The 14610-nt window shown below is 76.7% G+C and carries 13 protein-coding genes; 6 read left to right on the forward strand and 7 right to left on the reverse strand.

Going from position 1 to position 14610, the window contains the following annotated elements:
* Positions 1 to 384 precede the first annotated feature (384 nt).
* Complete coding sequence (locus tag A2CP1_RS04485; RefSeq protein ID WP_012632260.1) at positions 385 to 879, forward strand: energy transducer TonB; 495 nt, start codon at positions 385 to 387, stop codon at positions 877 to 879.
* Positions 880 to 906: 27 nt separating this feature from the next.
* Here A2CP1_RS04485 and A2CP1_RS04490 read toward each other — a convergent pair whose 3' ends face one another.
* The 3 genes from A2CP1_RS04490 to A2CP1_RS04500 all read right to left on the reverse strand — a co-directional run bounded on the left by A2CP1_RS04490 (position 907) and on the right by A2CP1_RS04500 (position 4062).
* Positions 907 to 2139, reverse strand: a complete 1233-nt coding sequence (locus A2CP1_RS04490; protein WP_041450616.1) for an ABC transporter permease — start codon at positions 2137 to 2139, stop codon at positions 907 to 909.
* A gap of 82 nt (positions 2140 to 2221) precedes the next feature.
* Entirely contained in the window at positions 2222 to 3127 is a 906-nt protein-coding gene (locus A2CP1_RS04495; protein WP_012632262.1) for a S1C family serine protease, read from the reverse strand.
* Positions 3124 to 4062, reverse strand: a complete 939-nt coding sequence (locus A2CP1_RS04500) for a S1C family serine protease (RefSeq protein ID WP_012632263.1) — start codon at positions 4060 to 4062, stop codon at positions 3124 to 3126. The genes A2CP1_RS04495 and A2CP1_RS04500 overlap by 4 nt, the downstream gene beginning before the upstream one ends.
* 166 nt (positions 4063 to 4228) lie before the next feature.
* Between A2CP1_RS04500 and A2CP1_RS04505 the strand changes: the two genes are divergently transcribed.
* The 3 genes from A2CP1_RS04505 to A2CP1_RS04515 all read left to right on the forward strand — a co-directional run bounded on the left by A2CP1_RS04505 (position 4229) and on the right by A2CP1_RS04515 (position 7301).
* Positions 4229 to 4855 (forward strand): helix-turn-helix transcriptional regulator, encoded by a 627-nt coding sequence (locus tag A2CP1_RS04505; protein ID WP_012632264.1) that lies wholly within the window; start codon positions 4229 to 4231, stop codon positions 4853 to 4855.
* A gap of 134 nt (positions 4856 to 4989) precedes the next feature.
* Positions 4990 to 5499, forward strand: coding sequence for a HugZ family pyridoxamine 5'-phosphate oxidase (locus tag A2CP1_RS04510; RefSeq protein WP_012632265.1), 510 nt, complete (start codon positions 4990 to 4992; stop codon positions 5497 to 5499).
* A gap of 689 nt (positions 5500 to 6188) precedes the next feature.
* On the forward strand, positions 6189 to 7301 hold the full coding sequence (locus A2CP1_RS04515; RefSeq protein WP_012632266.1) for an HNH endonuclease: 1113 nt from the start codon (positions 6189 to 6191) through the stop codon (positions 7299 to 7301).
* 12 nt (positions 7302 to 7313) lie between these two features.
* Here the strand turns inward: A2CP1_RS04515 and A2CP1_RS04520 are convergent, their stop codons facing one another.
* Genes A2CP1_RS04520 through A2CP1_RS04530 form a run of 3 tightly spaced genes read right to left on the reverse strand, consistent with a single transcriptional unit; the run spans position 7314 to position 10044 of the window.
* On the reverse strand, positions 7314 to 7700 hold the full coding sequence (locus A2CP1_RS04520; protein WP_012632267.1) for a translation initiation factor: 387 nt from the start codon (positions 7698 to 7700) through the stop codon (positions 7314 to 7316).
* On the reverse strand, positions 7697 to 8908 hold the full coding sequence (locus A2CP1_RS04525; RefSeq protein ID WP_012632268.1) for a TfuA-like protein: 1212 nt from the start codon (positions 8906 to 8908) through the stop codon (positions 7697 to 7699). The genes A2CP1_RS04520 and A2CP1_RS04525 overlap by 4 nt, the downstream gene beginning before the upstream one ends.
* Complete coding sequence (locus A2CP1_RS04530) at positions 8905 to 10044, reverse strand: YcaO-like family protein (protein WP_012632269.1); 1140 nt, start codon at positions 10042 to 10044, stop codon at positions 8905 to 8907. Before A2CP1_RS04530 ends, A2CP1_RS04525 begins: the two co-directional genes overlap by 4 nt.
* A gap of 70 nt (positions 10045 to 10114) precedes the next feature.
* Between A2CP1_RS04530 and A2CP1_RS04535 the strand changes: the two genes are divergently transcribed.
* Together A2CP1_RS04535 and A2CP1_RS04540 are read left to right on the forward strand one after the other, a co-directional pair.
* Positions 10115 to 11512 carry a M20/M25/M40 family metallo-hydrolase gene (locus A2CP1_RS04535; protein ID WP_012524971.1) on the forward strand — a complete coding sequence of 466 codons (1398 nt, stop codon included), beginning with the start codon at positions 10115 to 10117 and terminating at the stop codon, positions 11510 to 11512.
* Positions 11513 to 11641: 129 nt separating this feature from the next.
* On the forward strand, positions 11642 to 14167 hold the full coding sequence (locus A2CP1_RS04540; RefSeq protein ID WP_012632270.1) for a glycogen/starch/alpha-glucan phosphorylase: 2526 nt from the start codon (positions 11642 to 11644) through the stop codon (positions 14165 to 14167).
* Here the strand turns inward: A2CP1_RS04540 and A2CP1_RS22895 are convergent.
* The gene (locus A2CP1_RS22895; protein ID WP_081444525.1) at positions 14070 to 14507 is read right to left on the reverse strand and encodes an MGMT family protein; all 438 of its coding nucleotides are present in this window, start codon (positions 14505 to 14507) and stop codon (positions 14070 to 14072) included. The two genes, A2CP1_RS04540 and A2CP1_RS22895, sit on opposite strands and share 98 nt — an antisense overlap.
* Positions 14508 to 14610: the final 103 nt, after the last annotated feature.

Raw genomic sequence — 14610 nt, forward strand, 5'->3', positions numbered from 1 at the left:
GCCGGGTCTGTATACCGCGACCTGGCCTCCGGAGCAGGTGGCACGCCGGGTGCGGGCGTGGTACCGATGCGCCTTTACGTTGCGTGACGGGCGGCGGCCCCGGAGGCCGCCCCGGCTGCGGCGCGGTGGCGCGCCACGGGGTGAGGGCGGGTGCGGGACGGCGGGAGGGCGCGAGGGGGCTGGGGGCTGGCGTCGCTCGCCGCGCACGCGGCGCTGCTCGCCGCGCTGGCGTGGCGTCCATCGCGCCCGCGGCCTCCGCCGGCGCCGGTGATGGTGCTCCTGCCGGGCGCACCCGCGCTGCGCGCCCCGCACCGGGCCGCGCCCGCCAGCGCTCCCGCGAGGCCCGCGCCCCGCGCCGCCCGCTCGGGCGGGGGCCACCGCGGCATGCCCGTGCCCCGCGCGCTGCCCGACGCGCTGCCGGCGGCGGAGCTCGCGCCGGTGGCGCTGGAGACGGAGGAGGCCCTCGCGCCGGGCGCCGGGCCGAGCTTCACCGGGGATGGCGCCGGCGACGGTCCGTTCGTCCCCGGCGGCGGGTTCGGCGCCAGCCGCGGCGGCGGTGCGGGCGAGGAGGCGGCAGACGGCGAGGGCGAGGAGGGCCCGCCCTGGCTCCGCTCGGCGGTGCTGCGCCAGCTGCAGCGGCAGATCGAGCGCGACCCGTACCCGCCGGCCGCCGAGCTGATGGGCTGGTCCGGGACGGTGCGGGTCGGCTTCACCGTCCTCACCGACGGGAGCGTGGCCGACCTCCGCGTCGTGGTGTCGAGCGGCCACGGGGTGCTCGACCGCGCCGCGCTGGCGGTGATCCGCAAGGCCGCACCGTACCCGCGCCCGCCGGTGGACCAGCCCGTCATCGTGGCCGTGGTCTGGTACCTGCCCCCCTGAGCCGGAGCCCGGACCGCGGGGCGCGCGCTACTCCGCCCGCATCGCCTCGACCGGATCGAGCCGGGAGGCGCGCGCCGCGGGGTAGATCCCGAACACCAGCCCCGCCGCGGCGGCGGAGCCGAGCGACAGCAGCACCGACCAGAGCGGCACGCGCGCCGGCACGACGTCCAGCTCCCGCGCCACCAGCGCCACCCCGCCGCCGAGCGCGACGCCGATCGCGCCGCCCACCAGCGCGAGCACCAGCGACTCGACCAGGAACTGCGCCAGGATCCGCTCGCGCCGCGCCCCGAGCGCCATGCGCACGCCGATCTCGCGGGTCCGCTCGGTCACCGAGACCAGCATGATGTTCATCACGCCGATGCCGCCCACCAGCAGCGAGAGCGCGCACAGGCCGAACGTGGCCGCGCCCACCACCCGCGCCAGCCCGTCGAACAGCTCCGCGGCGGTGTCGTTCGAGAACACCTCGAAGTCGTTCTCCTCGAGCGGGCCGAGCCCGCGGACCCGGCGGAGCGTCGCGACCACCTCGGCCATGGCCTGCGGCACGTCCTCCACGCGCGTGGCGCGGACGGCGAGGTTCGTGCCGCGGGCCCGGCCCAGGACCGCGTCGTAGGCGGTCCACGGGACCGCCACGAACCCGTCGCGCGACTCGAGCCCGAGCACGGTCCCCATCCGCTCCGCCACGCCAGCCACCTCGAACGGCACGCCGCGGATCCGGATCTCGGCGCCGACCGCGTCGGCCCCCGGGAACAGCACGTCGGCGACGCCCGCGCCCACGAAGGCCACGCGGCGCGCCAGCGCCACGTCGGCGTGCGAGAGGAACCGCCCGCTCGAGACCGTCACCGCGTTGGTGAACTCGTAGTCCGGCAGCACGCCGAGGACGTCGATCTCGTTGCGCGTCGCGCGCGTCCGCGTGGCGACGGCCTCGGGCCGGCGCCCCTGCTCCTCGATCGACACGAACGCGACGTGGGGGAGGCCGCGGAGCGCCTCGCCCTGGGCGCGGGTGATGTCCTTGCGGCTCGCGTACCGGTGCCACGCCTCGTGGCCGACCGTGACCATCGGGAACTTCTCCACCCGGAACGCGCCCGCCTCCAGCATGGAGAGCTGGCCGGTCATCTCCAGCCGCAGCCCCTCGGTGAGCGCCATCATCGCCACCACCGTGGCGGTGCCGATGACGATGCCGAGCGCGGTGAGCAGCGAGCGGAGCGGGCTCGCTCGCAGCGTGGCCGCGGCCATTCCGACGTCGTCGAGCCAGGAGCGCATCGCCTCCCAGTTCACCACGCCACGCCGCCAGCGTCACGCCCCGATCGCCGGTGGGGCGCGACGTCGGTGTCGCCACGGACCCTCAGGCCGCGGCGGCGCGCGGCGGGTCGGGCCGGATGGCGAGCCGGAGCGGGCGGCCGGCGCGCAGGACCGCCAGGTCGATCTCGCCCGCCCGGGCCAGCACCAGCACGCGCTGCAGGTCGTCCAGCGTCTGCACCGGGCTGCCGCTCGCCGCGACGAGCAGGTCGCCCGGCCGGAGGGCGGCGCGGCCGGCCGGCGATCCCTCGACCACCTCGAGCACCCGCACGCCGCGCCCGTGGCCGGCGAGCGCCGCGTCGCGCGCGTCGAGGTCCTCGCCGCGCGCCGCGATCCCGAGGAACGGGCGGCGCACCTCGCCCTCGCGCATCAGCACCGAGGCCACCCACGCCGCCGTGTGCGCCGGCACCGCGAAGCCGATCCCGTGCGCCCAGGGGAGCATGGCGGTGCTGAGCCCGACCACCGCGCCGCCGGCGTCGAGCAGCGGTCCGCCCGAGTTGCCCGGGTTGATCGAGGCGTCGGTCTGGACCAGCCCCTCCAGCACCGCCCCGCGCGGCGCCGCCAGGTTGCGGTGCAGCGCCGAGACCACGCCCAGGGTGACCGAGCGCTCGAAGCCGAGCGGGTTGCCGATGGCCACCACCAGCTCTCCGACCGAGAGTCGCCGCTCGGAGAGCGCCAGGGAGGGGAGGTCGCGCGCGTCCACCCGCAGCACCGCCACGTCGGTGCGGTCGTCGCCGCCGGCGCGCTCCGCCGCCACCACCCGCGCGCCGGAGAGCCGGACGCGGACCGGGCCGCGTCCGCGCGCGACGTGCGCGTTGGTGAGCACCCAGCCGTCCGGCGCGATCACGACGCCGGAGCCCTGGCCGCCGCCCTGCTCCACGCCCACCACCGCCGGGGCGGCGCGGGCCACGAGGTCGGCGACGTCGCGCGAGAGCGCCTGCAGCCCGGTCACGCCCGCCTCCCGCGCGCGCCCACGGTGACCGCGACGTCGCGCACCTCGCCCGCGCGCAGCACGCGCAGCGTCACCGCCTGGCCGATCCGGTCCTCCGAGAGCAGGGCCAGCAGCTCCCCCGGATCCTGCAGCGCCTCGCCGCCCACCGAGAGGATGGCGTCGCCGAGCAGCACGCCCGCGCGGTCCGCCGGGCTGCCCGGCTCGACGCGCGCGACGAGCAGCGCCAGCTCCTCGCCGGTGCGCGCGCGCAGCGCCGGCGGGAGCGGGACCGGCTGCGTGGCGAGGCCGAGGTAGCCGCGGCGCACCTCGCCGTGCGAGAGGAGCGAGGTCACCACCCGCGCGAGCGTGGCGGCGGGCACCGCCAGCGCCGCGCCCCGCACCAGCCCCGCCGCCGCGAGGCCGAGCGCGAGGCCATCCGCGCCGAGCACCAGGCCGCCGGAGAGCCCCGGGTGCCGGGGGATCCCCAGCTCCAGGTAGCGGTCGACGCGCCCACCCATGGGCGCGCGGAACGCGTCGCCGGCGCGCGCCAGCAGGCCCAGCTCCGCGCGCGGCCCTCGCCCCGGCCGCGTGACGACCAGCGTGAGCTGCCCCCCGGCGGCGCCGGCCGCGTCCGCCCAGTCCGGCGGCGCGAGCCCCGGCGCGCGCACCCGCAGCGCGGCGAGGTCGGTGCTGGGGTCGCGGCCGATCACCTCCGCCGCGACCTCGTCGCCCGAGGGCAGGCCGACCGTCACGCCCTCGTCGCGCTCGAGCGCGTGGTGCGCGGTCACGATCACGCCGTCGGCCGACCACACCACGCCCGACGCGGGCGCGTGGCGCCGTCCCTCGACCCGCACGACGTGCGCGGCGGCGGACGCGGTGAGGGCGGCGAGGCGCGCGGAGAGCTGGGCGAGCAGGTCGGACGGCAGGGCAGGGCTGACGGGAGGCGCGGAGGTCATGGCGGGAAGCTAGGCGGTCCGCTCGCCGCGCACATCGGCGGGAGGGCCAGGGCGCGGCCTGGTCGGATGGGCAGGTCGCGCCCGGCGCGCGGGGAGGTGCGCGCGCCGCAGGGGGCGCCGGTTGCGGGACCGGGCCGGTCCGGTCGAGGGCGGTTAGATCCGCGGGATGGAGCCGCTCCGGGTGCTGGTGGTCTCGGCCGATCCGCTGGCGCGGGCCGGCCTCGCCGCGCTGCTCGGCCTGAGCCCGGAGCTCCGGCTCGCGGGCGAGGCGGAGCCGGCGCGCGCGCCGGCCGCGGCGCGCGAGGTGGACGCGGCGCTCTGGGACCTGGGCGCGCCCGCCGCCGCCCGCGGCGCGGCGGACGCGGGCGGGGCCGAGGCGCTCGCGGCGCTCGCGGCGGGGCTGCCCGCGGTCGCGCTGGTGGCCGGGGAGGCGCAGGCGGGCGAGGCGCTCCGGGCCGGCGCGCGGGGCGTGCTCCAGCGCGGCGCCGGGGCGGAGGCGATCGCCGCGGCGCTGCGCGCGGCGGTCAGCGGGCTGACCGCGCTCGATCCCGAGCTCGCGGCGACGCTGCTCCGGGCGCCCGCCGCCGAGGCGGGCGGCCCGCTCACGCCGCGCGAGCGCGAGGTGCTGGCGCTCGTGGCGGAGGGGCTCGGCAACAAGGCCATCGCCGGGCGACTCGGCATCTCCGAGCACACCGCCAAGTTCCACGTGAACGCGATCCTCGGGAAGCTCGGCGCCGGCTCGCGCGCCGAGGCCATCGTGCGCGCGGCGCGGCTCGGGCTGGTGGTGCTGTGACGTCGCCTGGGCGCGGTGGCGTCGGGGCGGCGCGGCAGGGCGCCGCTGCCCCGCGCGGGCGTGGCGCGCGTCCGGGCGGCGGGCGATCGGCAGGTGCGGGCGCGACGGCGTCGCGGCGCCCGGGGAGGACGGAGATGGCGGGGCACGAGGCGGAGGAGCGGGCGCAGGCGGGCGCGGAGCCCGCCGGCGGCATCGAGGCGGTCCGGACGCTGCTGGAGCGGGAGCGGGCCGGGGTCCTGTCCACGATCTCGTTGCGGCACGCGGGGTGGCCGTACGGGACGCTGGTGCCGTTCGCGGTGGCCGCGAACGGGGAGCCGCTGCTGCTGCTGTCGGCGCTGGCGCAGCACACGCAGAACCTGGCGGCCGATCCGCGCTGCACGCTGCTGGTGTTCGACGGCGAGGCGGCGCGAGGGGATCCGCGGACGGCGGCGCGCGCCACGCTGGTCGGCCGGGCCGTGCGGGTGGGCGCGGCGGAGGAGGAGGACGCGCGCGAGCGGTACGCCGCGCGCGTGCCGGGCGCGAAGGGGCTGCTCGCGCTCGACTTCTCGCTGTGGCGGCTCGAGGTGGAGGAGGTGCAGCTGGTGGGCGGGTTCGCGGCGGCGGGGTTCTTCTCGGGGGAGGCGCTGCGCAGCGGGGGCGCGTGAAGGGGGGGCTTTTGAACGGGGGCGGGGGTTTTGACGGGGGTGGCGGCTTTTGAACGGGGCGGCGGCTTTTGACGGGGGCGGGGGTTTTTGACGGGGATGAGGCTCTTGAAGGGGGCGAGGCTTTTTGACGGGGCGGGCGGCTTTTGACGGGGGCGGGGCTTTTGACGGGGATGAGGCTGTTGAAGGGGGCGAGGCTTTTTGACGGGGCGGGCGGCTTTTGACGGGGGCGGGGCTTTTGACGGGAACGGAGGCTTTTGACGAGGGCAGCGGGCGGCCGAGGGCGGGTGCGCGTGGTCCGGAACCGGGGCGGCGCGGATCGGCTCGCGAGAGGCCCGAGGGCGGGGCGCGGGACGCGGGGCGCGTGCGGTCGAGCGTTCGCGGCGAAGCGGCGAAGCGGCGGGGCGGCGGGGCGGCGGGGCGGCGGGGCGGCGGGGCGGCGGAGGATGATGGTCACCGTGAGTGGATGTTTGCGGCCCAACGGGAACGCCCTGCGGGCTTGACGGGGGTCGCGCGGGGAGCGGCTTGCGCGGGCGGAACCGCAGGGGCGCAGCGTTCTGAGGCGTCGGCGGGGCTCGGCTGAGACGCTGGACGATGAGGCGAGGGGTCGCGGGGCCCTGGGTGCGTTCGCGCGTCTGCGGCGATCCTCGTGCGTTTCACGGAGGGCGAAGATCGCGTGCGATGCTTCGTGCATGGACGACGCAAACGAGTTCACGAAGCGTCTGGTCGCGCTGCTCCGGTCCGAGCGGCATGCCATGGCGGAGTTCCTGGTCGCGCTGGCGGAGTTCGACCGGCGAGGGCTATGGCGGGAGCGGGGGCACACCTCGCTCTTTTCGTTCCTGCGGCGTGAGCTGGGGCTGTCCGCCGGCGCGGCGCAGTACCGCAAGACGGCGGCGGAGCTCGTCCAGCGGTTCCCGGCGGTCGAGGGCGCGCTGCGGGACGGGAAGCTATGCCTGTCGTCCGTCTGCGAGCTCGCGAAGGTGGTGACCACCGGGAACTGCGCGGAGATCCTGCCGCGGTTCTACGGGCTCTCGAGCCGGGACGCGGCGGAGGTGGCTGCTTCCATCCGGCCGGTGGCGAATCCGCCCCGGCGCGAGGTGGTCGTGCCGGTGCGGGCGACCTCCGCGCCGGCGTCGGTGACGGCGCCTGTCGCGGAGCCGATTCTATTTCGGGCGCCCGAACTGATTGCACCCAGTCGGGCCGAGCCCACGGGTCAATCAGGGTCCGCTCACAGTGCAGAGTCCGCTCGCAGTGAGCCCGTCGAACTGCGAGTGGCGAGCCCCGTCGCCAAGCCCAGCTCCGTCGACTGGCTCGAGGGCGACCAGGCTCGCATGCATCTCACCGTCTCCAAGGCCTTCCTGAAGAAGCTCGAGGCGGCTCGGGACGCGCTGTCGCATTCGATGCCGTGTGCGTCTCGCGAGAACGTTCTCGAGGCGGCGCTCGACCTGCTCATCGCAGAGCGGGGCCGCCGCAAGGGGCTCACGGCTCGGCCGCAGAAGGAGCCTCGCCCCTCCACGCGGCCGGACCACGTCCCCGCCCACGTCCGCCGGGAGGTCTGGGAGCGCGATGGCGGGCGGTGCACCTTCGTCCTCGCGTCGGGGGAGCGCTGCGGGTCCACGCATCGGCTCGAGCTCGACCACGTCGTCCCGCGAGCGCGCGGCGGGGGCTCGACGGCGGGCAACCTTCGGATCCGCTGCCGCGGGCACAACCTCGCGGAGGCGCGGCGGGTCTTCGGGGACGCGGTGATGGACGGGTACGCGGCGAGACGGCGGGGCGGGGCGCGCGATCCGGCGGGCTCACCCTGAGTAAACATTCCCTCAACCGCGGATCACCTTCCGGACTCCGCGGCGCTCCAGCCATGCGACGGCGCGGTCGCGCTGGTCGCCCTGCAGCACGATGGCGTCGCCCTCCACGCCGCCGCCGCAGCCGAGGGCGCGCTTCAGCGAGTCGGCCCACTCGGCGAGCGGCCGGGGCGCGAGGGCGAGCTTCTCCACCACGGTGGCTTCCTTGCCGCCGCGGCCCTTGCGCTCCAGGCGCACCACGGCGCGCGCGGGAGCGGACGCGGGGGTGGGGGCGGCCGCAGGCGGCGGCGCGGGTTCGGGTGCGGGGACGTGGTCCGGGGGGAGCTGCGCACGCAGCTTCTCGAACGCGGCGTTGAACGGGCCGGCGGGCGCGTCCACGGGCGGCGCCTTCTTCTTGCTCACGGGGACCTCCTCCTCGTCCTCGCGCGGCGGCGCGGGCGCTCGTGCGGCGTGGCGAGCCGCTGCGCCTCCTCCAGCCACGCTCCACCGAGCCGCGCGGCGAGCGCCAGGCCCTCCTCCCAGGACGGTCCGTCGGGCACGGCGCGCTCGGCCATCCCGAGGAGCCGCGCCTCCAGCGCGAGGTCCTCGCAGAGCCGGCGCGCGGCGCCGTCGTCGAGGCCGCAGGCGGCGAGGAACGCGGCGCGCCCGGACGGCCGCACGCCGGCGCGGCGCAGCCAGGTGCGCTCGGCCTCCGCGGTCTCGGCCTCGCCGGCGGCGAGCCCCATCGACCGGGCCAGCGCGGCGAGCGCGGCGCGGCGCAGCCCGTCGGCGGCGAGCCGGCGGGCGTCGGGCCGGCGCGCGAGCGCGGCCAGCACCTCGCCGGAGGGGACCTCGGCGCCGCCAGGCAGCAGCGTCGCGGCGCGCGCGAGGCGCGCCCGGCGCAGGTGCGCGGGCGGCGAACCGGCGGCGGGACGGGGCGGGGGCGGCGCCCCCTGGCGGCGCGCGCGGGCGAAGTCCGCGGCTGCAACGAGGCACGCCTGGGCGTCGGCGCGCTTCACGTCGGGCGCGCGGGGAAGGCGCTCCCCGAGCCGCGCCCGCTCGGCGGGCGCGAGCCGGGTCCGCGTCAGCACGGCGGGCCAGGTGCGCGCGGTGTAGGGGATGCCGGCCGCGGCGGCGAGCACGGCCCGCGCGGCGGCCGGGCCGACCTCTCCCGAGGCGCGCGCGTCCTCGAGCGCGGCGCGCACCTGCACGAGGGGGAGCGTGAACGGGCGGAACCCGTCCTCGGCGCGCCCGTGCAGCAGCGCCACCTCGCCGTCGTCGTCGATGACGCCGTCGCGGTACCAGCCGAAGACGCGGCCCACGCCGACCACCCCGTGCGCGGCCAGCTCCGCGGCCCGGAGCGCGCCCATGCTCCCGCCGCCGAACACCGCCACGCCGGCGTCGAGCGCGGCGAGCACCTCGCGCGGCCACACCGACGGGACCGTGTCGAACAGCCCGTCCACGAGCGCGATCGCGAGCGGGCGCGCCGGCAGCACGGCCAGCAGGTCGCCGGCGCGGGCGGGCGGGAGCACGCGGCAGGGCGCGAGCCGGCGCGCCTCGTCGGCGCCGAGCGAGGGGCCGAGGAAGGCGACGACGTCGCCGGGGCGGAGGCGGCCGGAGGCGGGCTTCACAGGAGCTCCGAGCGCAGGAGGCCGGGGGCGACGATCTTCACCACGTGCAGGCCGGGCGGGCCCTCGAGCGCGACGCGCACCGCGGGCCCCAGGCCGGCCGCGCGCAGCCGGCCGGCGATCCGCCGGAGCGCGGCCGAGGGCGACGGCGCGGCGAGCGAGGGCAGCGCGGCGGCCCTGCGCGACGGCCGCAGCGCGGCGCAGCGCGCGGCGAGCGGCGCGGCGGACGCGCGGTCGCCGTGCAGCACGTCCTCGCGCGCGCCGTGGATCTCCGTGGCGCGCGACTGGGCGGCCTCGAGGAGCGCGGCGAGGAGCGCCTCGTCGCGGCCGGGCCGGCAGGCGTAGCCGGCGGCGAGCGGCACCGGCCCTCCCGGATCCCCGAGGAGCGCGCCGGCCACGGGCAGCCCGAGGCCACCGGCGCGGCGCCCGGCGGGCACGAGATCGAGCAGGTGCACGCGCAGCCCGCGCGCCTCCAGCGACGCCGCCAGGGCGGCGGTGCGCGGCGCGGCCGCCGCCAGCCCGCCGGGATCGAGCAGGCGCCGGGCCAGCTCACGCTCGGTGAAGCCGTCCGGGAGCGCCCGCGCGAGCTGGTCGCGCTCCACCGCCTCGAGCAACGCGTGCAGGGCGGCGCGGTCGGGGTCCGGGTGCGCGCCCATGCCGTTCGAGGTCCAGGTCAGCACCGCGGGGCCGAGGAGCGGGCCGCCGGGCGGCGGGCAGAACACGGCCTGCGCCGGCACGGCGATCGGCGCGCCGCCCTCGAGCGGCACGCCCTGGCACCAGGCGACGCGCAGCGCCTCCCAGGCCGGATCCGCGCCGCCGCCGGCCAGGGCGCCGGGCCCGATGACCGCGCCCTCGCCCAGGCGGGCGCGGAGCTCCGCCGCAGAGGCCAGGGGCATCGGGCCGGGGCGCTCCGCCGCCCACAGCTCGGCCGCCTCGGCCAGCGCCCCCAGCGCGGCGTCCTCGAACCGCGCACCCTTGCCGTTCGTGACCTGGAGCACGTGGCCGTCCGGGCGCACCGCGCTCGCCACCTCCACGCCGGTCCGGTCGAGGCCGGTCAGGCGGGCGACGCGCGTCACTCCGAGTGCATGCGTCAGCGTGCCGCGCCGTCCGTCCCGAAGGGGTCGAGGGATCCCGGCCATGCGCCCTTATATCCCGGGCCGCCCCTCGCCCGCCCGCGGCGCGGGAACCCTTCTGCCCGAGGTGACATCCATGCCCGAGACGCCGGTCGACCTGGCCCTGGCCCACTACGAGAAGAACGCCGCGAACTACCTGGACGAGCTGAAGCGGCTGGTCCGCATCCCCAGCGTCTCGTTCCCGGGCTTCCCGGAGAACGAGGTGCGGCGCAGCGCCGAGGCGACCGCCGAGCTCCTGCGGCGGCGCGGCTTCGAGAAGGTCGAGGTCCTCGAGGTCGAGGGCGCGCACCCGTACGTCTTCGGGGAGCGCGTCGAGGATCCCGCCGCGCCCACCCTGCTGCTGTACGCGCACCACGACGTGCAGCCCGCCGGCGAGGCGGAGGCCTGGAAGACCCCGCCGTTCGAGCCCACCGAGCGCGACGGCCGCCTGTGGGGCCGCGGCGCCGCCGACGACAAGGCCGGCATCATCGTGCACGCGGCGGCGGTGGACTCCTGGGTGCGCGGCGCCCGGCGCATGCCGCTCAACGTGAAGATCGTGGTCGAGGGCGAGGAGGAGATCGGCTCCGATCACCTGACGGCGTTCCTCACCCGCTACCGCTCGCGCCTCGACGCCGACGCGATGGTGCTCACCGACACCGGCAACGTGGATTCGGGCGTGCCGTCGATCACGGTGGCGCTCCGCGGCCTGGTGGTCCTCGAGGTGGAGGTGCGCGCGCTCGAGCAGAGCGTCCACTCCGGCATGTGGGGCGGCCCGGTGCCGGATCCCACCATGGCGCTCGCCAAGATGCTCGCCGCGCTGGTGGACGACGACGGGGCCATCGCCATCCCCGGGATCCACGACCGCGTCCGCCCGCTCACCCGCGAGCAGCGCGAGGCCATCGCCGCGCTGCCGGTCACCGAGGAGGACATCCGGCGGCAGGCCCGGCTGCGGCCCGGCGTGCGGCTGCTGGGCGGGCGCCATCCGCTGGAGACGAACTGGTGGCAGCCGTCGCTCGCGGTGAACGCCATCCAGGCGTCCTCGCGCAAGGACGCGCGCAACATCATCAACGACGTGGCCTGGGCGCGCCTCGGCGTGCGGCTGGTCCCGGACATGGACCCGGTGGACGTGCGCGAGAAGCTCGTCGCGGCGCTGCACGCCGCAGCGCCCTGGGGCGTGGAGGTGACCGTGAAGCCGGACACCGCCGGCGCGCCCTGGATCACCGACCTCGGGCACCCGGCGTTCGACGCCGCGTTCCGGGCCCTGGAGAAGGGGTTCGGGCGCCCCGCCCTCGCGATCGGGTGCGGCGGGTCGATCGGGTTCGTGGAGCCGTTCGCCAAGGCGCTCGGCGGCGTCCCGGCCCTGCTCATCGGCGTCGAGGATCCGTCGTCGAACGCGCACTCGGAGAACGAGAGCCTGCTGCTCTCCGACTTCCAGAAGGCCATCCGGAGCGCGATCCACCTCTACGAGGAGCTGGCCGGCGCGCTGCGCCGGTAGCGCCCGGCCGCGCGCTCCGCCGGTGCGACGCGGGGTCCGCCCCGCCGCGCCGCGGCGGGGATGCGGCTATGATGTCCCGCCGCCCGCCGTGGCCGCCGCCCGCGCCCGGTGCGCACCCTGAGGAGAAGCATGCCCCCACCGAGGAAAGCCGCCGTCGCCCGCACGGAGGAGGCGCGCGCGCTCGAGCGCGCCCGCGACCTGCCCAACGCCCGCACCGCGCTGGACGTGGACGCGCTCCGCCGCGCGTTCGCCGACCACCTCCAGTACTCGCAGGGCAAGGACGAGCACACCGCCACCCCGCTCGATCGGTACTTCGCGGTCGCCTATGCGGTGCGCGACCGGATGATGCGGCGGTGGATCCAGACGCAGCAGACCTACTACAAGGCCGACGCGAAGCGGGTCTACTACCTCTCGCTCGAGTTCCTGATGGGCAAGGCGCTCGAGAACAACCTGCTGAACCTCGGCATCTACGACAACATGCGGTCGGCCCTGAGCGACCTCGGGCTCGACCTGAACGCGCTGCTGGAGCAGGAGCCCGACGCCGGGCTGGGCAACGGCGGCCTGGGGCGGCTCGCCGCCTGCTTCCTGGACTCGCTCGCCACGCTCTCGATCCCCGCGTACGGCTACGGGATCCGCTACGAGTTCGGCATCTTCGACCAGGAGATCCGCAACGGCTACCAGGTGGAGCGCCCGGAGGAGTGGCTGCGCTTCGGCAGCGCCTGGGAGATCCCGCGCGGCGACGCCTGCGTGCCGGTCTCGTTCTACGGGCGGACCGAGCACGGCGTGGACGAGAAGGGCCGGCTGCAGGTGCGCTGGGCGGACGCGCGCCACGTGCTGGGCATGCCCTACGACGTGCCCATCACCGGCCACGGCAACCAGACCGTCAACACGCTGCGGCTCTGGCGCGCCCGCGCGTCGCAGGAGCTGGACCTCGCCGACTTCAACGCCGGCGATTACCTGTCGGCGGTCGAGGAGAAGGACCTCTCGGAGAACATCTCCAAGGTCCTCTACCCGAACGACCTCACCGTGATGGGCAAGGAGCTGCGGCTCCAGCAGCAGTACTTCTTCGTCTGCTGCTCCATCCACGACATCGTGAACCGCCACCTCAAGATGCACGAGGGCTTCTCCGACTTCCCGGACAAGGTGGCGATCCAGATGAACGACACGCACCCGGCCATCGCGGTGGCCGAGCTGATGCGGGTCCTGGTGGACGAGCACGGGCTGGAGTGGGGGAAGGCCTGGGAGATCTGCGGCGGCACGTTCGGCTACACCAACCACACGCTGATGCCCGAGGCGCTGGAGAAGTGGTCGGTGGACCTGTTCGGCCGGGTGCTGCCGCGCCACCTCGAGATCGTCTTCGAGGTGAACCGGCGGTTCCTGGACGGCGTGCGCGCCGCGCGCAAGGCGGACGAGCCGGCGCTGCAGCGCATGAGCCTCATCGAGGAGGGGCCGGTCAAGCAGGTGCGCATGGCGAACCTGGCGGTGATCGGCTCGCACTCGGTGAACGGCGTGGCCGCGCTCCACACCGAGCTGCTGAAGCGCGAGCTGTTCCACGACTTCCACGCGCTCTGGCCGGAGCGGTTCAACAACAAGACGAACGGCGTGACGCCGCGGCGCTGGCTCCTGCAGGCGAACCCCGCGCTGGCGCGGTCGATCAGCGAGGTCATCGGGCCGGGCTGGGTGACGGACGCGGCCCAGCTCCGCAACCTCGAGCCGCTCGCCGAGGACGCGGGCTTCCGCCGCCTGTTCCGCGACGTGAAGCGCGACAACAAGGAGCGGCTCGCCGGGATCGTCCGCGTCGAGAACGGGATCTCGCTCGACCTCGACTCGATCTTCGACGTCCAGGTGAAGCGCATCCACGAGTACAAGCGGCAGCTGCTCGCGATCCTGCGGGTGGCGAGCGAGTACCTCCGGCTCAAGGAGGAGCGGGGCTACGACCCGTACCCGCGCAGCTACCTGTTCGGCGGCAAGGCGGCGCCGGGCTACGCGATGGCGAAGTGGATCATCAAGCTCGTCGGCTCGGTGGCCGACGTGGTGAACCGGGACGTGGACGTCCGCGGCCGCATCGCGGTGGCGTTCCTGCGCAACTACCGGGTGTCGCTCGCCGAGCGGATCTTCCCGGCGGCCGAGGTGTCCGAGCAGATCTCCACCGCCGGGAAGGAGGCCTCGGGCACCGGCAACATGAAGTTCGCGCTGAACGGCGCGCTCACCGTCGGGACGCTCGACGGCGCGAACGTGGAGATCCGCGAGGAGGTGGGCGCGGAGAACTTCTTCCTGTTCGGGCTCACCGTGGAGGAGGTCGCGGCGCTGCGGAAGGGCGGCTACGACCCGTGGGAGTGGTACCGCAAGGACCGCCGCATCAAGCAGGTGCTCGACGCGCTGTCCTCGGGCGTGTTCTCGCCGGGCGAGCCGGGGCTGTTCCGGCCGGTGGTCGAGTCGCTCCTCAACGGCGGGGATCCGTACCTGGTGCTGGCGGACTTCGCCGCCTACTGCTCCTGCCAGGAGCGGGTGGAGCAGGCCTACCGCGATCCGGACGGCTGGACCCGCAAGGCGATCCTCAACGTGGCGCGCGCCGGGAAGTTCTCGTCCGACCGGACGATCCACGAGTACGCGACCGAGATCTGGAACGTGCCGCCGGTGCGGGTGGTGGAGTAGGGCGGGCCGCCCGCGGGCCGCGCCAGCCGAACCCGTCCAGCTCCACGCGCCCCTGCGCGTCGAAGCGGACGCCCTCCGCCTCGAGCAGCGCGCGCTGCACCGCCGCGCCCATCGGATCGAGCATGCTGATCCCGGCCCGCCCGCGGGGGCGCGCGCCCAGCACCCGCTGCCACGGGACCGTGTGCCGGCTCCCGTGCAGCGCCGCCAGGGCGTAGCCGACCTGACGGGCGGCGCCGGGCCTGCCGGCGGCGAGCGCCACCTGCCCGTAGGTCGCGACGCGGCCCCGCGGGATCCGCTTCACGACGCGATAGAACAGCGCCCACCCTGCCGGCTCCGCCATGCGCGGAGCCTACCACCGCGCCGGCGGGCGGCCGGGTCCCGCGCGCGGCGTGCCGGCGCGGGCGTCCGATGCTAGGCTCGGGGCCGCGGCGGCGCCGCGGGAG

Source organism: Anaeromyxobacter dehalogenans 2CP-1 (assembly GCF_000022145.1).
GTDB classification, from domain to species: domain Bacteria; phylum Myxococcota; class Myxococcia; order Myxococcales; family Anaeromyxobacteraceae; genus Anaeromyxobacter; species Anaeromyxobacter dehalogenans.